Below are 19,056 nucleotides of genomic sequence, written 5' to 3'. Positions count from 1 at the left end.
GCGAGGGGCGTTCCGGCCGGCCGACAGGGGCGATATCATGACCTTGAAATCTTTTCTCCAGGCTTTGCTTGCCTGTCTGATCCTTTCCTTCGCCGCGCCGTCTTTCGCGCAGAGCGACCCCAAACCTTTGATCGATGCATTGGCCAAAGCTGATTTCAACGAGGCCGAAAAACTGCTCGGCCAGATCGCCGCAACCGGCGATGCCCGCGTCGTGCCGGCGCTTAATGCCTTTGCCGAGGGCGATCTCTATTTCCGCAAATCCGACAATCTCGTTTTCATCGCTAAGGCCGCCGGTTCCGGTTTCGAGTTGATCGATCCGTTGACAGGTGCCGCGGCCGGGCAGGCGGCGAAGAACGCCGTCACCAAGATCAAGGTCAACAACAATCTGCGCCGCGTCATCCGCTCCGCCATGGGCGGCCTCACGCTTTTGAGCCCGGATCGCGCCGTGCGGCTGCAGGCCGCCGAGGCGGTGCTGCGCTCGCCAAGCCCGGAAAACCTCGATCTGGTCGAGGCAGCCCTTGCCAAGGAGACCGATGGGGAGGTCAAGGCGCGCATGGAGGAAGCGCGGGCGGTTTCGGTCCTCTCCTCCGACCGCTCCATCGATGAAAAGCGCTCCGCAATCGAAACCATCAAGAATCTCGGAGGCCGCAATTCGCTCGGCATCCTGAATTCCGTTTCCGGTTCGATCGAAGTCGGGCTCAAGGGTGACTTGGATGCGGCCATCGCTTCGATCGAGAGCGAACAGCAGCTCTGGGACATGGCGCAGAACGTCTGGTATGGCCTGTCGCTCGGCTCCGTGCTGCTGCTCGCCGCAATCGGCCTTGCGATCACATTCGGCGTCATGGGAATCATCAACATGGCGCATGGCGAAATGGTCATGCTCGGCGCCTATTCCACCTTCGTGGTGCAGGAGGTGATTCGCGACAATGCACCAAACCTGTTCGACTGGTCTCTGGCGATCGCGCTGCCCGTCGCCTTCCTCGTCACCGGTGCCGTCGGTCTGGTGATCGAGCGCGGCGTCATTCGTTTTCTTTACGGTCGCCCGCTTGAAACACTGCTCGCCACCTGGGGCGTCTCGCTCATCCTGCAGCAGACGATCCGCTCGATCTTCGGGCCGACAAACCAGGAAGTCGGCAACCCGTCCTGGATGTCGGGTTCGTTCCCCGTGGGCGGCATGACGATCACCTGGAACCGCATGTGGATCATCCTTTTCTCCATGTCGATCTTCGTGGCGCTGCTGGTGGTGCTGAAGAAATCGGCCTTCGGCCTCAATATGCGGGCCGTCACCCAGAACCGCCGCATGGCGTCGTCTATGGGCATCAAGACGCCGTGGGTCGATGCCTTCACCTTCGCGCTGGGCTCGGGCATTGCCGGTATCGCGGGTGTCGCGCTTTCCCAGATCGACAACGTCTCGCCGAATCTCGGCCAGAGCTACATCATCGACAGCTTCATGGTCGTGGTCTTCGGTGGCGTCGGCAATCTCTGGGGGACGCTGGTCGGCGCACTGTCGCTCGGCGTGCTGAACAAGTTCCTCGAACCTTCGGTCGGTGCCGTGCTCGGCAAGATCCTGGTTCTGGTGCTGATCATCCTCTTCATCCAGAAACGTCCGCGCGGTCTCTTCGCGCTCAAGGGAAGGGCGGTGGAAGCATGATTTCCGGCTTTGTCTTTCGGGCTCTCGACGGCAGGATTGTCGTTGCCGTCGCCATTTTGCTTGGCGTCGCCCTGCTCGTGCCGGCGCTCAACCTGATGACCCCGCCGGACAGCGCGCTGCATATTCCGACCTATGCCGTGTCGCTCTTCGGCAAATATCTCTGCTATGCGCTGCTGGCGCTCGCGCTCGATCTCGTCTGGGGTTACTGCGGCATTCTCTCGCTCGGCCACGGTGCCTTCTTCGCACTCGGCGGTTATGCGATGGGCATGTATCTGATGCGCCAGATCGGCAGTAGAGGCGTATACGGCAACCCGATCCTGCCGGACTTCATGGTGTTCCTCAACTGGAAGGAGCTTCCCTGGTTCTGGCATGGTTTCGACTGGTTCGTCTTCGCCATGGCGATGGTGCTGGTCGTGCCCGGCCTGCTTGCCTTCGTCTTCGGCTGGTTCGCCTTCCGCTCCCGCGTCAACGGCGTCTATCTGTCGATCATCACCCAGGCGATGACCTATGCGCTGATGCTCGCCTTCTTCCGCAACGACATGGGCTTCGGCGGCAATAACGGCCTGACCGACTTCAAGGATATCCTGGGCTTCCCGGTCCAGGCGGACGGCACGCGTGCGGTTCTCTTCGCCATGTCGGCAATCATGCTGGCGCTCTGCCTCCTCGTTGCGTCGGCCATCGTCCGATCGAAGTTCGGCAAGGTTCTGGTCGGCGTGCGCGATGCGGAAAGCCGGGTGCGTTTCCTCGGCTTCCGGGTGGAGAACATCAAGCTCTTCACCTTCGTCGTCTCGGCGATGATGGCGGGCATTGCAGGTGCGCTTTTCGTACCGCAGGTCGGCATCATCAATCCGGGCGAATTCGCGCCTGCCAACTCCATCGAGGTGGTCGTCTGGACGGCGGTCGGTGGGCGCGGCACGCTGATCGGGCCGGTCATCGGCGCGGTGCTCGTTAATGCTGGCAAAAGCTTCTTCACCGGCGCCTTCCCGGAAATCTGGCTCTATGCGCTCGGCGGCCTCTTTATCGCCGTGACGCTCTTCCTGCCGAAGGGCATCGTGGGCACGGTTCAGCAGGGTTGGAATTCGCGCAAGGCGATGAAGGCTGCCGCGGAGGCGGAAAAGGGCAGGGACGAGGCAGTGCCCGTCACGCAGGCGCAGGCGGCGGAGTGAAAACGATGAATATGATTGCCGAAACAAGACAAAAAAGCCTGCTCTATCTCGAAAACGTCTCCGTCTCCTTCGACGGTTTCAAGGCGCTGAACTCGCTGTCCTTCGTGGTCGAACCCGGCGAGCTGCGCGCCATCATCGGTCCGAATGGCGCCGGTAAGACGACGATGATGGATATCATCACCGGCAAGACGAGGCCGGACACCGGCACGGTGTTGTTCGAGGATGCGATCGATCTGACGAAAAAGGACGAGGCCGATATCGCCCAGCTCGGCATCGGCCGCAAATTCCAGAAGCCGACTGTCTTCGAAAGCCACACCGTCTGGGACAATCTGGAACTGGCGCTCAACCGCGACCGCGGGGTGTTTGCCACGCTCTTCTACACGCTGTCGACCGAAGACGAGGCGCGCATCGAGGAAATCCTTTCGACCATCCGCCTGACCCATCGCAAGGACGAGCTCGCAGCCAATCTTTCGCACGGCCAGAAGCAATGGCTGGAGATCGGCATGCTGCTTGCCCAGGAGCCCAAACTCCTGCTCGTCGACGAACCTGTCGCCGGCATGACGGACGCGGAAACGGCCGAAACCGCCGAACTCCTCAAGGAAATCGCCAAGACGCGATCAGTCGTCGTGGTCGAACACGACATGGGCTTCATCCGCGAGCTCGGCGTCAAGGTGACGTGCCTGGCGGAAGGCTCCGTGCTCGCCGAGGGCTCGATCGATTTCGTGTCCAACGATCCGAAGGTGATCGAGAACTATCTGGGGCGGTGATTATGCTGACGGTCAACAACATCAATCTTCACTACGGCGCGGCACAGGCGTTGCGTGGCGTCTCGATCACCGCCGAAATGGGCAAGATCACCTGCGTGCTGGGGCGCAACGGCGTGGGGAAGAGCTCTCTTCTCCGAGCCGTTACCGGCCAGCACGCGGTCAGCGCCGGTACGATCAGCTTCCAAAACGAAGTGCTGAACGGCCTGCAACCCTATGCCCGCGCCAAGCACGGCATCGGCTACGTGCCACAGGGGCGCGAAATCTTCCCGCTGCTCACCGTGCAGGAAAACCTTGAAAGCGGTTATGCGCCGCTCGCCCGGAAGGATCGCTCCATTCCGGATGAAATCTTTTCGTTGTTTCCGGTTTTGAAAACCATGCTCGGACGACGCGGTGGCGACCTGTCCGGTGGCCAGCAGCAGCAGCTGGCGATCGGCCGCGCCATGGTCACCCGTCCGAAGATTCTCGTGCTCGACGAACCCACCGAAGGCATTCAGCCTTCGATCATCAAGGATATCGGCCGGGCGATCCGCTATCTCCGCGACTCGACCGGCATGGCCATCCTGCTGGTCGAACAGTATCTGGATTTCTGCCGAGAGCTTGCCGATCAGGTTTACATCATGGATCGTGGCGAAATTGTGCATGAGGGTGCGGCCGAAACATTGGATACGGCAGAAGCGAGGCGGCACCTGACTGTGTAGTCCTAGTATTTCCATGGTGAATGTTTGTATCGCGTCGCAGCACTTCGTGCGTTTCGTCATCAGCGGATATGTGTTACCTAGGCGGCGTAGGGAGCGTTCCATGTAAGCTTGGAACACTCTGAGGCGGACCTTGCACATTGTTGACACCACTTCCCGCACCCATGATGAGGCGCTGATGGATTTTGCTCGCGTTGCCGGTACCTTTTCCAACCCCGCTCTTACTCGCGCGACCGCAGTAGGGGCTTTTTTCTTGGCTGCGAGCGGTGCCTATGCCGGCTGCGGCCAGCCCCTGGAACCGGGCCGTCATCCCATCACCATCGAAAGCGAAGGGGTTTCGCGTTCGGCCGTCTACTTCATTCCCTCTTCCTATACCGGCAGCCAGAAAGTCCCGGTCGTTTTCGACTTTCATGGCAGCCACAGCAATCCTCAAGGTCAGCTGAACAGGAGTTCCTGGGACAAAGTTGCCGAAAAGAACGGCTTCATCGTCATGGCGCTGCAGGGGAGCCTGCCCGGCAGTTCGGCCGGCACCTATGCCTGGAATGTGCCTTACGTAACGACCCAACCCGGCGGCCTCAATGAAGTTGCCTATATCACGCAGGCGCTCGAGACGGTGAAGGAGACCTTCTGCACCGATCCGGCACGCATCTACGCCTCCGGTTATTCCGGCGGCGGGCGTATGCTTTCGGCCTATCTTTGCGCTGGGCACGACGATTTCGCGGCCGCAGGCTTCGTGCATTCGCTGCGCGCCGGCCGACCGGTCGAGATCGACGGCAAGTGGAGGCCCGATGCGGAAAACTGCTCGCCAGCAAGGCCGATCTCCATCATGGCCTTTGCCGGCGAGAAGGACGACGCCAATCCCTATGCCGGCGGCGGCAAGGCCTACTGGCAATACGGCTTCAAGACCGCGATACAGAGATGGACCGAGCTCGACGGCTGCAAGGGCAACGGCGATCCGAAGACCGTCGACGACGTGACCTTCAGCCTCTACGGCACCTGCAAGAACGGTGCCCGTGTCGCATCCTACGTCTTTGCCAATGGCACCCATGCCTGGCCGAAACCGGCACCGGCGACGGAAGCGGTCATTGCCGCTGCCAAGGATGGCGCTGCAGGCGTCACCAAGGTCGCCACCGTTGCCGACGCCAAGCCGGCTTTCGATGCGAATATTGATCCGGCATCGCGGATGTGGGAGTTTTTCGGCAAGGCCGACAGCACCGATGTGATCGCCACCGCCGCGCCCGCAAAGGGGAAATCTGGCACGGGCGTTGCATCGGATTGCGCGACCGATACCGATCTTCAGGGGACGACGTGCAGCAGCACCCAGCCGATCAATATGCGCCGCAGCGGGCAAGGGGTGCAGGACGCCTTGTAACCAAGGCTTCCGGCGGGCGCACCCGGCTCGCCGAGTTCTACCAGGAAGGCTGCGCAAAAATTCGTCTTCCGGAAACATTTTCGCCTGAAATGGAGGCGATCCTCATCAATACGTCAGGGGGACTGACCGGCGGCGACATGATCGAATGGTCCGTCGCCGCTGCTGATTCCACCAGACTTTCGGTTACCACCCAGGCAAACGAGAAGATTTATAAAGCCGCCGCCGACACGGCTTCCGTTTCCACCCACATAACTGTCGGCAAGGACGCCTCCGTCCACTGGCTTCCCCAGGAAACCATTCTGTTCGACCAGGCCTCGTTGACCCGCCGGCTTGATGTCGACCTTGCCGAAACTGCCGAATTTCTAGCGGTCGAGGCGGTGCTGCTCGGGCGGAAGGCGATGGGCGAGGCCGTTGCCGAGGGCTTTTTTCGCGACCGGTGGCGGGTGCGCCGCTCCGGCAGGCTCATTCATGCCGAAGAGCTGCGGTTCGACGGCGCGATCGAGCGGATGACGCAGTCGGCAGGGGTCCTCTCCGGTCAGGTCGCCTTCGCCACCCTGTTTTATACCGGGCCGCTTGCCGAGGTGCTTTTTTCCAAGCTCCGCGCCTGTCTTGACGATACCGCCGGCGGAGCCAGCCCGTGGACTGGCGGAGCCAGCCACTGGAACGGCAAGCTGATTGCGCGGCTTGCGGCGCCGACCGGTTTCGAGATGAGAAAAATCCTGACACCGGCAATTTCCGTATTGCGTAACGGCGCGCCAGTGCCGAAAGTCTGGAACATCTGATTTTTATCACGGGATTCCCATGAACCTGACGCCCAGAGAAAAAGACAAGCTGCTGATATCAATGGCGGCGATCGTTGCGCGCCGCCGGCTCGAGCGGGGCGTCAAGCTGAATTATCCGGAAGCTATCGCGCTGATTACCGATTTCGTCGTCGAGGGTGCCCGTGACGGTCGTTCCGTCGCCGATCTCATGGAAGCGGGTGCGCATGTCGTCAGCCGCGACCAGGTAATGGAAGGCATTGCCGAAATGATTCACGATGTGCAGGTGGAGGCGACCTTTCCCGACGGCACCAAGCTCGTCACTGTGCACGAACCCATAAGGTGAGGAGGGCGCCATGCTGGAGCTACGCCCCAATTGCGAATGCTGCGACAAGGACCTGCCGCCCGAAAGCCGGGAGGCGATGATCTGCACCTTCGAATGCACATTCTGCGCCGACTGTGCGACCGCCATCCTGGCCGGCACTTGTCCGAATTGCGGCGGCGAACTGGTGCGCCGCCCGGTGCGCCCGGCGGGGAAGCTCGCCAAGTACCCCGCATCCACGAAACGCGTTTTGAAGGCCGAGGGCTGTGCGCCCAAGGCTGCTTGAGGAGGAGAGTCATGATTCCTGGCGAAGTCATTGCCGCTGCAGGCGAAATCGAGCTCAACTCCGGCGCTCCGACGGTGACGGTGGAGGTCTCCAACACCGGCGACCGGCCAGTGCAGGTGGGCAGCCATTATCATTTCTTCGAGACCAACAACGGCCTTTCGTTCGACCGCGAGAAAGCCCGCGGCATGCGGCTCGATATCCCGGCCGGCACGGCAGTGCGCTTCGAGCCCGGGCAGACCCGGCAAGTCACGCTAATCCCGCTTTCGGGCAAACGGGAAGTCTACGGTTTCCAGCAAAAGATCATGGGTGCCCTGTGAAATTGACGATAGCCGCCGCCGTTCTGTTGGTTTTCGCCCTGCCTGCGCTTGCGCAGGAGCCGAAGCCCAACTGCAAGAACCCCATCACGCAGATGGAAATGACCTATTGTGAAGAGCAGGAATTGAACGCTGCCGACAAGATCCTCAACGTGGAGTACCAGAAGGCCCGCAAGGCCATGAAGACATGGGATGCCGACGCGGAGGCCAATCTGAAAGGGGCCGAAGATGCGCTCGTCAAGGCGCAGCGCGCTTGGGTCGCCTATCGCGATGCTCAATGCGCCTCCTACGGTTATCAGGCCCGCGGCGGCTCGATGGAGCCCCAGCTCATCTACGGTTGCCAGGCAGACCTCACCCGCAAGCGGACGGCCGAACTGAAAGAGCTGACCGAGATCATGGGGAACTGAGTTCCCTATCGGTCAAAATTCCATTCCCAAATTACTCGAATTCCAGAGGTAGACCGTCCATGCCACACAAGATGTCCCGCGCCGCCTATGCCTCGATGTTCGGTCCGACCGTGGGCGACAAGGTGCGGCTTGCGGATACGGAGCTCTTCATCGAGGTGGAGAAGGATTTCACCGTCTATGGCGAAGAGGTGAAATTCGGCGGCGGCAAGGTCATCCGCGACGGCATGGGCCAGAGCCAGGCGACGCGGGCGGAGGGCGCGGTCGACACTGTCATCACCAATGCGCTGATCGTCGACCATTCTGGCATCTACAAGGCGGATGTCGGCCTGAAGGACGGACGCATCCATGCAATTGGCAAGGCCGGAAATCCGGATACGCAGCCAGGTGTCACGATCATCGTCGGCCCGTCGACCGAGGCGATTGCAGGCGAGGGCAAGATCCTGACCGCCGGCGGCATGGACGCGCATATCCACTACATCTGCCCGCAGCAGATCGAGGAAGCGCTGATGTCGGGCGTCACCTGCATGCTGGGCGGCGGCACTGGGCCGGCGCATGGCACGCTCGCCACCACCTGCACCGGTGCCTGGCATATCGAACGGATGATCGAAAGCTTCGATGCGTTCCCGATGAACCTCGCGCTTGCCGGCAAGGGCAATGCCTCGCTGCCGGCGCCGCTGGAGGAAATGATTCTTGCCGGCGCCTCATCGCTCAAGCTGCATGAGGACTGGGGCACGACGCCAGCGGCCATCGACAATTGCCTGACGGTTGCGGACCAGTTCGACGTGCAGGTGATGATCCACACCGATACGCTGAACGAAAGTGGTTTCGTGGAGGATACGGTCGCGGCCATCCGGGGCCGCACCATCCATGCCTTCCACACGGAAGGGGCTGGCGGCGGGCACGCGCCCGACATCATCAAGGTCTGCGGCAATCCGAACGTCATCCCGTCCTCGACCAACCCGACGCGGCCTTATACGGTCAACACGCTCGCGGAACACCTCGACATGCTGATGGTCTGCCATCACCTGTCGCCGTCGATCCCGGAAGACATCGCCTTTGCCGAAAGCCGCATCCGCAAGGAAACCATCGCGGCGGAAGATATTCTCCACGATATCGGCGCCTTCTCGATCATTTCTTCCGATAGCCAAGCCATGGGCCGCGTCGGTGAGGTGGCGATCCGCACCTGGCAGACGGCCGACAAGATGAAGCGTCAGCGCGGTCAGCTGAAGGAAGAAACCGGCGATAACGACAATTTCCGCGTCAAGCGCTATATCGCCAAATATACAATCAACCCGGCGATCGCCCATGGCGTTTCCCATGAAATCGGTTCGGTGGAAGTCGGCAAGCGGGCCGACCTCGTACTCTGGAATCCGGCCTTCTTCGGCGTGAAGCCGGACATGGTGCTGCTCGGCGGCTCGATCGCAGCCGCGCCGATGGGCGACCCGAACGCCTCGATACCCACCCCGCAGCCGATGCATTACCGGCCAATGTTTGCGGCCTACGGCAAGCTTCGGACCAATTCCTCCGTCACGTTCGTATCCCAGGCCTCGCTCGATGCGGGTCTCGCCCACAAGCTCGGCGTCGCCAAGAAGCTGCTGGCGGTCAGGAACGTCCGCGGCGGCATTTCGAAAGCCTCGATGATCCATAATTCGGCAACGCCGCATGTGGAGGTCGATCCGGAAACCTACGAGGTGCGTGCCGACGGCGAGCTGCTCACTTGCGAGCCGGCGACGGTGCTGCCGATGGCGCAGCGTTATTTTCTGTTCTGACACCCAAATCCGGAGGTAAGCGGCAATCAGGCGGCCGCCGATCGGCGCGTTACCCATGTATGCGTAGAGCGCATGGCTGTTATGCCGCAGACCTTTGATGCTGCACTGCAAGATATTTTACGTTAGTTTTCGTCATCTCATTCAGGCGGTCGCCCAAGCCGTCGATTTTCCGCGATTTCAGGAGAGTTGAAACCATGCTTATTGGAAAACGTATTCCCGATGTGACGTTCCGGACCCGCGTACGCGACGAGTCGATCGGCGGCCCGAATCCCTTCCGCTGGGAAGACAAGACGACCAGGGACTATTTTTCCGGCAAGCGTGTCGTCCTCTTTTCGCTACCTGGTGCCTTCACGCCAACCTGCTCGACTTATCAGCTGCCGGATTTCGAAAAGCTTACCGGTGAGTTCAAGGCACAGGGCATCGACGAAATCTATTGCATTTCCGTCAACGATGCTTTTGTCATGAACGCCTGGGGCAAAAGCCAGAACCTTGAGAACGTCAAGCTCATTCCGGATGGTTCGGGTGAATTCACCCGCAAGATGGGCATGCTGGTCGCCAAGGACAATCTCGGCTTCGGGATGCGCTCCTGGCGTTATGCCGCCATCATCAATGACGGCATCGTCGAGCAGTGGTTTGAAGAGGAAGGTTATTCCGACAACTGCGACTCCGACCCCTATGGCGTTTCTTCTCCGCAGAATATCCTGGAGAATCTGAAGTCGGCCAAGATCGCGGCTTGATTTGGTGCATTCCGCGCCATCCGGAACCCGGACGCCAGTCCGGGTTTTTTGTTGATTGTTCAAAGGCCTTGCTCGTTGAGTCAAGCTCCGCAATGATGCGGTTTTCGCAGACAGACGAGTGGTTCCATGCAGCATATCCATTCCTACCGCCCCGCCGGCGTCATCACCGATCCGCCGGTCGATATCGTCACGTTGCCGCATGACCTGCGTCATCTGCGCCGCAAGCTGCTGCATCTTTCGAATGGCGACATGGTGATGCTCGACCTTAAGGAAGCGGTGCTCTTCCATCACGGTGACCGGCTGGTGCTCGACAGCGGCGATACCGTCGAGGTGCGTGCGGCGCCGGAGAAGCTTTTCGAGGTCAGGGCGCGTGACACACTGCATCTGATCGAGCTTGCCTGGCATCTCGGCAACCGGCATCTTTCGGCGCAGATCGAAGAAGGCCGCATCCTGATCCTGCGCGACCACGTGATCCGCGCCATGCTCGAAGGGCTTGGCGCCACGGTCGCGGAGATCGAGGAGCCGTTCCAGCCGGCGCGCGGTGCCTATCATTCACATGGGGGGCATTCGCATGGCAGCCATGCGCATGGACATGATAACCATGACCATCATCACCATCATGATTGAGCCTGCATGAGCCAGGCCCTCGATACGCAGGCGCTTCTGAGGTTGATGGCCTGGCTGTCTCCCGCCTTTCCGATTGGCGGCTTTGCCTATTCCGGCGGTCTTGAGCGGGCAGTTTTTGATGGTCTGGTGACGGACGCCGCAGGCCTTGAGGAGTGGATATCGACGCTGCTCCGGCGTGGCAGTCTCTGGAACGACGCGGTTCTGTTTTCCGAAGCCTGGCGGCAGGTGGAGAACGAGGCGGAACTGAGTGAGGTCGCGGAACTGAGCCTCGCCCTGAGCGGCTCTGCCGAGCGGTTCATGGAGGCGTTGTCGCTCGGGAAGGCATTCGTCGTGGCGGCTTCTGCCTGGCCAAATCCGGTGCTGGATCGCCTGCCGCGCGATGTGCCTTTTCCCGTCGCAGTCGGAGCAGTCTCGGCAGCGCATCACATTCCTGCCGGCAAGGCGCTGGCCGCCTATCTGCATGCCGCCGTCTCCCAATCGGTCTCGGCGGCCATCAGGCTTGGTGTCTGCGGACAGTCGGAAGGGGTGAAGGTCCTGGCCTCCCTCGAGGTGCTGATTGAAGAGATTTCACAGTGCGCGGTGCGGGCCACCCTCGATGATCTCGGCAGCGCGGCGGTGCAGGCGGAAATCGCCTCGCTCCGGCACGAAACACAAAATTCACGGCTTTTCCGCTCGTGAGGGCGGCTTAAGCTGACTTGGGATTTATGAAAGGAAGTCACATGAAATCGACGAACGGCCCCTTGCGCGTCGGCATCGGCGGCCCTGTCGGCTCCGGCAAGACGGCTTTGACGGAAAAACTCTGCAAGGCGATGCGGGAGAGTTATTCCGTCGCTGTTGTCACCAACGACATCTATACGAAGGAAGACGCCGAGGCGCTCGTCAGGATGCAGGCGCTTTCCTCCGACCGGATCGTCGGCGTCGAGACCGGCGGTTGTCCGCATACCGCGATCCGCGAGGATGCGACGATCAATCTCCAGGCGATTGCGGGTCTCAACGAGCGCATCCCCGATCTTGACGTGGTCTTCATCGAATCCGGCGGCGACAATCTTGCGGCGACCTTTTCCCCGGATCTTGCCGACATCACCATCTATGTCATCTCAACCTGCCAGGGCGAAGAAATACCCCGCAAGGGCGGCCCGGGAATCACCCGCTCCGACCTGCTCGTCATCAACAAAAAGGATCTGGCACCCTATGTCGGCGTCGATCTCGATGTGATGGACCGCGACGCCCATCGCATGCGCGAGGCGAAACCGCATCTCTTCACCGATCTGAAACGCGGCGAAGGAGTGGACCACGTGGTCCGGTTCCTGAAGGAGCAGGGCGGGCTGTAAGCGCTGCCTTGGAAAAAGAAGGCGGCGGCCTCGAAAGCCACCAGCCTATCGCATGCCGCCGCCACCGCCCGTGTACGGCATGCTTTCGGGAAGCCGGCCTTGCCAGGCGGGACCTCCCTCGCGTCAACCGTGATGAACGTTCATTTCCCGAAGCGCTTGCACATCGCCCACCTGGATCACACGGCCTCGCACGGTGACGCCGGTCTTCCGCAAGGTGGAAAATGCGCGGGAAAGGGCTTCCGGGGCGAGGCCCAGCATACCCGCCAGCAGGCTCTTCTGGAAAGGGAGGCGAATGGAGGCCGGGCCACCATCCACCGGACAGCGCGTCAGGATGTAATTCGCCACCCGTTGCGGCGCCGTATGCAGCCGGTCGTTGGCGACGCAGTCCATGGCCGTCAGAAGGTGTTGGGACAGGGAGATCATCACCGCCTTGGCGACATCGCTTTCCTGTTCGGCAAGTTCCCGGACGGTCTGCGCATCGAAACGGGCGAGCGTCGCGGCTTCGGCGGTCTGTGCATGAAACGGGTATTTCTTGTCGCCATAGAGAAGGCACTCGGCGAAGGTGTCACCCGGTGCGCAGATGCGGATATCCGCTTCGCGCCCCTCCCGATTCAACCGGTAGAGCCTGACATAACCGCTGAGCACGCAGTAGAAGGCGCCGGCATCTTCCCCTTCGCGGAAGACGGATTTACGTGCAGGCAGGCTCAGCACCGCCATGCTGCCGAGCATCCGCGCAAGCGAATTGCCGCTCAGGCCGCTCAAGAAGGGCGCCCTCATCAGCACCGCCCGGTCTCGGCTGTTGAGCTTGATATTGGTGTTGATCATTTCCATCGTCTGTTCCATGACGTCGGCCGCTGCGCACTCACGATGGCACCAAAATAACAGTTTCATGAAAGCGGTTTTTGACGCCGATCAAATATGCCGTATTTTTCTCGCCATTTCTTCTTCAACGAAAAACGCCGGACCCAAAGGCCCGGCGTTTCTTGAAGCATTGGCGAATGGCGCTTATTCGGCGGCCATCGGAGGCAGGCGCAGTACCTTGCTGCCGGCCTGCGCACCCGGTGCGGCCCGGTCGTCGTTGGCGCCGGTCTGGCGCTCGATCTGGTTGAGGCGTTCTTCCAGCGAGGCGATCGACTGCGCATTCCTGCGTGCTTCCTGCGTGAGCTCTTCCGGTGAAAGACCGAGATCTTCGGCTTCCTTCTTGCCGACGAACCGGCCGAAGAGCTTGCCAAGCAGAAGGGAGAGGTCGTCCATGATCAGGAAGAAGGACGGCACGACCACCAACGAGAGCACCGTCGAGACGATGATCCCGCCGATCACCGCAATCGCCATTGGCGCGCGGAACGAACCGCCTTCGCCGATGCCGAGCGCCGAAGGCAGCATGCCTGCCGACATGGCGATCGAGGTCATGATGATCGGCCGGGCGCGCTTGCGGCCGGCCTCGACCATGGCGTGAACGCGCTCCATCCCGTGGCGGCGCATTTCGATCGCGAAATCCACCAAGAGGATGGCGTTCTTTGTGACGATGCCCATCAGCATCAGGATGCCGATCAGCACCGGCATGGACATGGCATTCTGTGTCAGGATCAGCGCGACCGCCACACCGCCGATGGCAAGCGGCAGGGAGAACAGGATGGTGAAGGGCTGGATCACATCCTTGAAGAGGAGGATCAGCACCACCAGCACCAGCATCAGGCCAAGCAGCATCGCGTTGCCGAAGCTCTGCGTCATCTCGGCCTGGATTTTGGCGTCCCCGCTTTCCGCAAGCCGTACGCTCGGGGGAAGCTTGGTCTCTTCGACGATTCGCTTGAATTCGGCACTTGCCGTGTCGAGCGCGGTGCCGAAGGGCACATCCGAACCGATCGAGACGACGCGGCTGCGGTCGTTGCGCTTGATCGAGCTCGGACCCTCCGAATAGTCGATATCGGCGACACTGTAGAGGGGCACGCTCTGGCCGCTCGCGGTCTTGATCTTCAGAGCGCGGATGGCGGCCAGATCCCTTCGGACATCAAGCGAAGCCTGTACGCGGATCGGGATCTGCCGGTCATCGAGCGAAATCTTCGCCAGATTCGCATCGACATCGCCGATCGTCGCGACACGGACGGTTTCCGAAATCTGCTGCGGCGTGATGCCGAGCCGTGAAGCCTCGTCCATGCGCGGCCGGATCTGCAGTTCCGGACGGGGCAGGGCACCTTCCGAACTGACATTGGCAAGGATCGGCGAGGCACGCAGGCGTGACTCCAGCAGACTGACGGCGTCGTTCAGGTCCGCCTCGTTGGTGGAGAGGAAGTTGAACGAAAGATCGCGTTCGGCGCGGTCGTTGAGCTTGGCGACGCGAACATCCGGAATGGATTGCAGCTTCGCGAGGATCTCCTTCTCGATATCCCATTGTGGCTTGACGCGGCCCTTCACCTCCATCTTCGGCAGGTAATCGCCGAGGATCGGGATTGAGCCGAGCCCTTTGTTAACCAGGGTCTTGACGAGCGAATGTTCGATATTGCCGAGGATGACGCGTACGGTGGCGCGGCGGAGTTCGAGGTCGCCCTTGGGCGATGCGCCGCCCAGCACGAAGACGCTTTCGACGCCCTCGATATCGCGGATCGCCTCGTAGATCTGCGTCGTCGTCGCGTCGGTCTCGTCGAGCGTGGCGTTCGGTGGCAGTTCCACCGACAGCACGACGCGCGAGGCGTCTTCCGGCGGTATGAAACTGCCGGGAACCTGGGCGAGCAGCATGACCGAGCCGACCAGGAAGGCGATTGCCGCAAGCAGCGTCGTATAACGCCAGTACCATTTGCGGGTCGTGCCGCTGATAAGGCGCGTATAGGCCTTCATTAGACGGCTGTCGTTGTCGTGGTGGTCGTCCATCGCGTCTTCGGCGCGCATGAAATAGGCGGCCATCAGCGGCGTGATGAGGCGCGCCACCATCAGCGAGAAGAAGACCGAGAAGGCGACCGTCAGGCCGAACTGGATGAAGTACTGACCCGGAATGCCCGGCATGAAGGACACCGGCACGAAGACCGCGATGATCGTGAAGCTCGTCGCGATAACCGCAAGACCGATTTCGTCGGCGGCTTCCAGCGCCGCCCGGTAGGGCGTCTTGCCCATCTTGATATGGCGGGCGATGTTCTCGATCTCGACGATCGCATCATCCACCAGGATACCGGTGGCGAGCGTCAGCGCCAGGAAGCTCACGAGGTTCAGCGAGAACCCCATGATGTCCATGATCCAGAAGGTCGGGATCGCCGACAGCGGCAGTGCCACGGCGGCGATCAGGGTCGCACGCCAGTTGCGCAGGAAGAGCAGCACGACGATAACGGCGAGGATCGCACCTTCGATGAGCGTGTGGAGAGCCGCCTCGTAGTTGCCATAGGTGTAGTAGACGGCGTCGTCGACCATCTCGATGGTCACATCAGGATTGGCCTTACGCACCTCGTTGAGGCTTTCCGCGACCGTTTCCGCAACCGAGACCTCGCTTGCGCCCTTGGCGCGGAAGACCGCGAAGGTGACGGACGGCGTTCCCTTGAAGCGGCCGAAGGATTTCGGCTCTTCATAGGTGTCGGTGATCGTGCCGAGCTGCGACAGCTTCACGAAACGACCGTTGGAAAGCGATATCGACGTATCGGAAAGCTGGGCCACGTCGCGGGCGTCGCCCAGCGTGCGGATGGTCTGCTCGTTGCCGGCTACCTGCCCACGGCCTGAACCGAGGTCCACGTTTGTGCCGCGAAGCTGCTGGTTCACATCCGCTGCGGTGATGCCATAGGCATCGAGCTTCGCTGCATTCAGCGACACGCGGATTTCACGGTCAGCGCCGCCGTAACGGTCGATACGGCCGATGCCCGGCTGGCCCTGCAGCGAGCGCTTCACGGTATCGTCCACGAACCACGACAGCTCTTCGAGCGTCATGTTGGGCGAAGAAACGGCAAAGGTCTGAATGGCCTGGCCTTCGACGTCGATCTTGGAGACGACGGGCTCTTCGATGCCGGCCGGCAGATCGCTGCGGATCTTATCGATGGCATCCTTGGTGTCCTGCACCGCTTCTTCGGTGGGCTTTTCGATGCGGAACATCACCACCGTCTGTGACTGGCCATCCGTCACGGTGGACTGGATCTCGTCGATGCCGCTGATCGATGCGACGGCGTCTTCGATCTCCTTGGTCACCTGCATCTCCAGTTCGGCAGGCGAAGCCCCGCTCTGGGTTACGGTGATCGAAACAACCGGGACGTCGATGTTCGGGAAACGGGTGATCGGCAGCGTGAAGAACGACTGGAACCCCAGATAGAGCAACAGCGCGAAGCCGAGCAGCGGCGCGATCGGATTACGGATCGACCAGGCGGAAAAATTCATGAGTCAACCTCAGCTCAGTTCGCAACAGCCGCGGGCTCGGCCGGGACCGGGGCGATCTTGTCGCCGTCCCGCACGAAAGCACCAGCCTTGGCAACAACCAGATCACCGGCTTCGAGACCGCTGACCACCTGAACGAAACCGCCATCCTGGATGCCGGTTTCAATCTTCACCTGTTTGACCACATTGTCTTCAACCTTGCGGGCACTGGAGCCGTCGCGGCCAGTAATGACGGCAGACAGCGGGAGCGCCAGCGCGCTGGTCTCGGTAACGACGATCTCCGCACTGGCATACATGCCGGCCCGGGCGCCGCTTTCATCATTGATGACAATATGAACGGCACCAAGCCTTGTCGCCGCGTCGACGGTCGGGGAGACCAGGCGCACCTTGCCCTCGATCTTTGTCTTGCCGCCGGCAACCGAGACAAGCGCCTTCTGCCCGACCTTGATCTTCTGGATGTCGGTCTCGGAGAGATCCGCCACGAGTTCGATCGCGCCATCCCGGATGATCGTGAACAGCGGTTCGCCGGTGCCGCTGGCAATCGCGCCGACCTTGGCGCTACGGGCCGAAACAACGCCGGACACGGGCGCCTTCACGCCGGTCCGGGCGAGCTTCAGATCGATATCCTCGATCTGGGCCTCTACGACCTTGATGTCGGAATCACCCACGGCAACGGACTGTTTGGCGGCGTTCAACTGTGCCTGCCGTACTTCGACCAATGCTTCTGCCTGTTCGACCTGCGAAACCGTGCTGGTGCCGCTTTGGCTGAGCCGCTTGGTGCGATCGCGTTGGCGTGTGGCATCCGCCAGATTGGCTTCGGCTTCGATCACCTGCGCCTTGTATTGGGCAAGACCTGCCTCGGCCTTTGCCTTGTTGGCTTCGAGCTGACTCTTTTCGAGGAGCAATGCGTCTTCGTTCAGCGTCGCCAGCACACTATCGGCCTTCACCTCGTCGCCGATATCGGCGTTGAGCATCTTAATCGACAGTCCCTCTACCAGAGGCTGGACATAGACTTCCTGGACGGGCTTGATCGTGCCGGTTGCGATGATCCGGTCGACGAGCGGCTTGGTTACGGTCTCTGTAACAACGATGGAAGGCAGCTTCGGCTGCGATGCGGCTGCGGGTTGGGCCTCCTGTGACAGGGCGGAACCCGCGGCAAGCGAGAGGAGGATCGCCGAAATGCCGGCAGACTTCGAGAACTTGCGAAACATGTGTTTATGTCCGACCTGAATTAAAAAAGGGGCAAATATTTCGCTGGGAACCTCCCCGGTCTCGCTGCGCCCCCTCTGCGCGCGATATCCCGGATCTAGGTGGTAAACGCCAAAAGCGGTTACAAGACCGGCAGCGAAAGATTCATCAGGACTGAACTTTTACGTGTTTGCGTCGCACAAATCAATCCATGCTCGTTATGGAATGGATGACTTTTGGTTATGGTTTACGTCAAAAAATTTCGGAGAACGCATGAAGCATAGTTCATGCGTTCTCTTGATATGGCCGATAGCCGATTTTTATTTCAGCGCCGCGGCAGTGATGTCGGTCGTATAAGCGCCTTCCGGCTTCTTGCTGATGATCTTCTGGTCCAGCAATGCCTTCACCGTGCGGTCGTAGGTTGCCATGTCCAGCTTGCCGTCGCCGATCAGCTTGGCGACTTCTCCCATCATGCGCTTCTGGTGGTTCTCGTCCTGACCGCCGTTGTCCATGACGATTTCGGCTGCTTCCTCAGGGTTTTCAAGCGCGTATTTCCAGCCCTTCATGGAGGCGCGGACGAACTTGACCATGTTTTCCTTGAACTTCGGATCCTTGAGCTTGGTCTCCGTGACATAGAGGCCGTCCTCGAGCAGGTCGTTGCCCATGGCGGTGTAGTTGAAGACGACCAGGTCTTCCGGCTTGAAGCCGGCGTCGATCGCCTGCCAGTATTCGTTGTAGGTCATCACCGAAATGCAGTTTGCCTGTTTCTGAACGAGTGGCTGCACGTCGAAGCTTTGCTTCAGAACCGTTACGCCGTCCTTGCCGCCATCCGTCTTGAGGCCGAGCTTGTTCATCCAGGCAAAGAAGGGATATTCGTTGCCGAAGAACCAGACGCCGAGCGTGTGACCCTTGAAATCGGCTTCGGTCTTCACCGGGCCGTCTTTGGGGCAGATCAGCTGCAGGCCGGATTTCTGGAACGGCTGGGCGATATTGACCAGCGGCACGCCTTTTTCGCGGGCAACCAACGCGCCGCCCATCCAGTCGACGATGACGTCGGCGCCGCCGCCGGCGATCACCTGTTCCGGAGCGATGTCCGGACCGCCCGGCTTGATCGTCACGTCGAGGCCTTCTTCCTCGTAATAGCCCTTGTCCTTGGCGACGAAATAGCCGCCGAACTGGCCCTGCGCCACCCATTTCAACTGCAGGGTCACCTTGTCGGCGGCGATCGCCTGGGCTGCGGCAAGCGACATGGCGCCTGCCATCAATGCCATCATGATCTTTTTCATTGTCGTTTCCCTCTGTGTTTGCCGGCCCCGTTGGCCCGA

The 19,056-nt window shown here is 60.9% G+C and carries 19 protein-coding genes; 15 read left to right on the top strand and 4 right to left on the bottom strand.

Features of this window, described 5'->3' with window-relative positions; all coding sequences use genetic code 11:
* Positions 1 to 37 precede the first annotated feature (37 nt).
* From urtB to ureG, 15 genes are all read left to right on the top strand, one after another.
* The gene (gene urtB, locus EDE05_RS06745; protein ID WP_105373066.1) at positions 38 to 1,651 is read left to right on the top strand and encodes an urea ABC transporter permease subunit UrtB; all 1,614 of its coding nucleotides are present in this window, start codon (positions 38 to 40) and stop codon (positions 1,649 to 1,651) included.
* Entirely contained in the window at positions 1,648 to 2,817 is a 1,170-nt protein-coding gene (gene urtC / locus EDE05_RS06740; protein ID WP_105372977.1) for an urea ABC transporter permease subunit UrtC, read from the top strand. Before urtB ends, urtC begins: the two co-directional genes overlap by 4 nt.
* Before the next feature lie 11 nt (positions 2,818 to 2,828).
* On the top strand, positions 2,829 to 3,584 hold the full coding sequence (gene urtD, locus EDE05_RS06735; protein ID WP_165924122.1) for an urea ABC transporter ATP-binding protein UrtD: 756 nt from the start codon (positions 2,829 to 2,831) through the stop codon (positions 3,582 to 3,584).
* A gap of 2 nt (positions 3,585 to 3,586) precedes the next feature.
* Positions 3,587 to 4,282, top strand: a complete 696-nt coding sequence (urtE, locus tag EDE05_RS06730; protein ID WP_105372975.1) for an urea ABC transporter ATP-binding subunit UrtE — start codon at positions 3,587 to 3,589, stop codon at positions 4,280 to 4,282.
* 130 nt (positions 4,283 to 4,412) lie between these two features.
* The gene (locus EDE05_RS06725) at positions 4,413 to 5,651 is read left to right on the top strand and encodes a PHB depolymerase family esterase (RefSeq protein WP_245422925.1); all 1,239 of its coding nucleotides are present in this window, start codon (positions 4,413 to 4,415) and stop codon (positions 5,649 to 5,651) included.
* Complete coding sequence (locus EDE05_RS06720; protein WP_105372973.1) at positions 5,588 to 6,433, top strand: urease accessory protein UreD; 846 nt, start codon at positions 5,588 to 5,590, stop codon at positions 6,431 to 6,433. Before EDE05_RS06725 ends, EDE05_RS06720 begins: the two co-directional genes overlap by 64 nt.
* 19 nt (positions 6,434 to 6,452) lie before the next feature.
* A complete protein-coding gene (locus EDE05_RS06715) occupies positions 6,453 to 6,755 on the top strand; it encodes an urease subunit gamma (protein WP_105372972.1) in 303 nt (100 codons plus the stop codon).
* A gap of 10 nt (positions 6,756 to 6,765) precedes the next feature.
* Complete coding sequence (locus EDE05_RS06710) at positions 6,766 to 7,017, top strand: DUF1272 domain-containing protein (protein ID WP_105372971.1); 252 nt, start codon at positions 6,766 to 6,768, stop codon at positions 7,015 to 7,017.
* An 11-nt stretch (positions 7,018 to 7,028) separates the two neighbouring features.
* Positions 7,029 to 7,334, top strand: coding sequence for an urease subunit beta (locus EDE05_RS06705; RefSeq protein ID WP_105372970.1), 306 nt, complete (start codon positions 7,029 to 7,031; stop codon positions 7,332 to 7,334).
* On the top strand, positions 7,331 to 7,738 hold the full coding sequence (locus EDE05_RS06700) for a lysozyme inhibitor LprI family protein (protein WP_245422924.1): 408 nt from the start codon (positions 7,331 to 7,333) through the stop codon (positions 7,736 to 7,738). The genes EDE05_RS06705 and EDE05_RS06700 overlap by 4 nt, the downstream gene beginning before the upstream one ends.
* Positions 7,739 to 7,797: 59 nt before the next feature.
* On the top strand, positions 7,798 to 9,507 hold the full coding sequence (ureC, locus tag EDE05_RS06695; protein ID WP_105372969.1) for an urease subunit alpha: 1,710 nt from the start codon (positions 7,798 to 7,800) through the stop codon (positions 9,505 to 9,507).
* A 194-nt stretch (positions 9,508 to 9,701) separates the two neighbouring features.
* Complete coding sequence (locus EDE05_RS06690) at positions 9,702 to 10,244, top strand: peroxiredoxin (RefSeq protein ID WP_105372968.1); 543 nt, start codon at positions 9,702 to 9,704, stop codon at positions 10,242 to 10,244.
* Positions 10,245 to 10,370: 126 nt separating this feature from the next.
* Positions 10,371 to 10,871: an urease accessory protein UreE gene (gene ureE / locus EDE05_RS06685; protein ID WP_105372967.1), complete on the top strand. Its 501-nt coding sequence runs from the start codon at positions 10,371 to 10,373 to the stop codon at positions 10,869 to 10,871.
* Positions 10,872 to 10,877: 6 nt separating this feature from the next.
* Positions 10,878 to 11,549, top strand: a complete 672-nt coding sequence (locus EDE05_RS06680) for an urease accessory protein UreF (protein ID WP_105372966.1) — start codon at positions 10,878 to 10,880, stop codon at positions 11,547 to 11,549.
* Positions 11,550 to 11,590: 41 nt separating this feature from the next.
* Complete coding sequence (gene ureG, locus EDE05_RS06675) at positions 11,591 to 12,202, top strand: urease accessory protein UreG (protein WP_105372965.1); 612 nt, start codon at positions 11,591 to 11,593, stop codon at positions 12,200 to 12,202.
* A 123-nt stretch (positions 12,203 to 12,325) separates the two neighbouring features.
* Here ureG and EDE05_RS06670 read toward each other — a convergent pair whose 3' ends face one another.
* The 4 genes from EDE05_RS06670 to EDE05_RS06655 form a co-directional block, all read right to left on the bottom strand.
* On the bottom strand, positions 12,326 to 13,033 hold the full coding sequence (locus tag EDE05_RS06670; RefSeq protein WP_165924121.1) for a Crp/Fnr family transcriptional regulator: 708 nt from the start codon (positions 13,031 to 13,033) through the stop codon (positions 12,326 to 12,328).
* Positions 13,034 to 13,207: 174 nt separating this feature from the next.
* On the bottom strand, positions 13,208 to 16,546 hold the full coding sequence (locus tag EDE05_RS06665; RefSeq protein ID WP_132409275.1) for an efflux RND transporter permease subunit: 3,339 nt from the start codon (positions 16,544 to 16,546) through the stop codon (positions 13,208 to 13,210).
* 14 nt (positions 16,547 to 16,560) lie between these two features.
* On the bottom strand, positions 16,561 to 17,754 hold the full coding sequence (locus tag EDE05_RS06660) for an efflux RND transporter periplasmic adaptor subunit (protein WP_132409273.1): 1,194 nt from the start codon (positions 17,752 to 17,754) through the stop codon (positions 16,561 to 16,563).
* Between the two features lie 297 nt (positions 17,755 to 18,051).
* Entirely contained in the window at positions 18,052 to 19,017 is a 966-nt protein-coding gene (locus EDE05_RS06655; protein WP_105372961.1) for an ABC transporter substrate-binding protein, read from the bottom strand.
* Positions 19,018 to 19,056 lie beyond the last annotated feature (39 nt).

The sequence above is a fragment of the Neorhizobium sp. R1-B genome (genome assembly GCF_004368875.1).
GTDB lineage: Bacteria > Pseudomonadota > Alphaproteobacteria > Rhizobiales > Rhizobiaceae > Neorhizobium > Neorhizobium huautlense.
Note: the sequence above shows the minus strand (reverse complement) of the source record. Positions and strands in the feature narration are given on the sequence as shown.

Excerpts from the sequence above, each read along its gene's own strand:
- urtC (WP_105372977.1), top strand. The coding sequence starts at position 1,648 with ATGATTTCCGGCTTTGTCTTTCGGGCTCTCGACGGCAGGATTGTCGTT.
- EDE05_RS06705 (WP_105372970.1), top strand. The coding sequence starts at position 7,029 with ATGATTCCTGGCGAAGTCATTGCCGCTGCAGGCGAAATCGAGCTCAAC.
- EDE05_RS06680 (WP_105372966.1), top strand. The coding sequence starts at position 10,878 with ATGAGCCAGGCCCTCGATACGCAGGCGCTTCTGAGGTTGATGGCCTGG.
- EDE05_RS06660 (WP_132409273.1), bottom strand. The coding sequence starts at position 17,754 with ATGTTTCGCAAGTTCTCGAAGTCTGCCGGCATTTCGGCGATCCTCCTC.
- urtB (WP_105373066.1), top strand. The coding sequence starts at position 38 with ATGACCTTGAAATCTTTTCTCCAGGCTTTGCTTGCCTGTCTGATCCTT.
- ureG (WP_105372965.1), top strand. The coding sequence starts at position 11,591 with ATGAAATCGACGAACGGCCCCTTGCGCGTCGGCATCGGCGGCCCTGTC.
- EDE05_RS06665 (WP_132409275.1), bottom strand. The coding sequence starts at position 16,546 with ATGAATTTTTCCGCCTGGTCGATCCGTAATCCGATCGCGCCGCTGCTC.
- EDE05_RS06690 (WP_105372968.1), top strand. The coding sequence starts at position 9,702 with ATGCTTATTGGAAAACGTATTCCCGATGTGACGTTCCGGACCCGCGTA.
- EDE05_RS06655 (WP_105372961.1), bottom strand. The coding sequence starts at position 19,017 with ATGAAAAAGATCATGATGGCATTGATGGCAGGCGCCATGTCGCTTGCC.
- EDE05_RS06715 (WP_105372972.1), top strand. The coding sequence starts at position 6,453 with ATGAACCTGACGCCCAGAGAAAAAGACAAGCTGCTGATATCAATGGCG.
- urtD (WP_165924122.1), top strand. The coding sequence starts at position 2,829 with ATGATTGCCGAAACAAGACAAAAAAGCCTGCTCTATCTCGAAAACGTC.
- EDE05_RS06670 (WP_165924121.1), bottom strand. The coding sequence starts at position 13,033 with ATGGAAATGATCAACACCAATATCAAGCTCAACAGCCGAGACCGGGCG.
- EDE05_RS06710 (WP_105372971.1), top strand. The coding sequence starts at position 6,766 with ATGCTGGAGCTACGCCCCAATTGCGAATGCTGCGACAAGGACCTGCCG.
- urtE (WP_105372975.1), top strand. The coding sequence starts at position 3,587 with ATGCTGACGGTCAACAACATCAATCTTCACTACGGCGCGGCACAGGCG.
- ureE (WP_105372967.1), top strand. The coding sequence starts at position 10,371 with ATGCAGCATATCCATTCCTACCGCCCCGCCGGCGTCATCACCGATCCG.
- ureC (WP_105372969.1), top strand. The coding sequence starts at position 7,798 with ATGCCACACAAGATGTCCCGCGCCGCCTATGCCTCGATGTTCGGTCCG.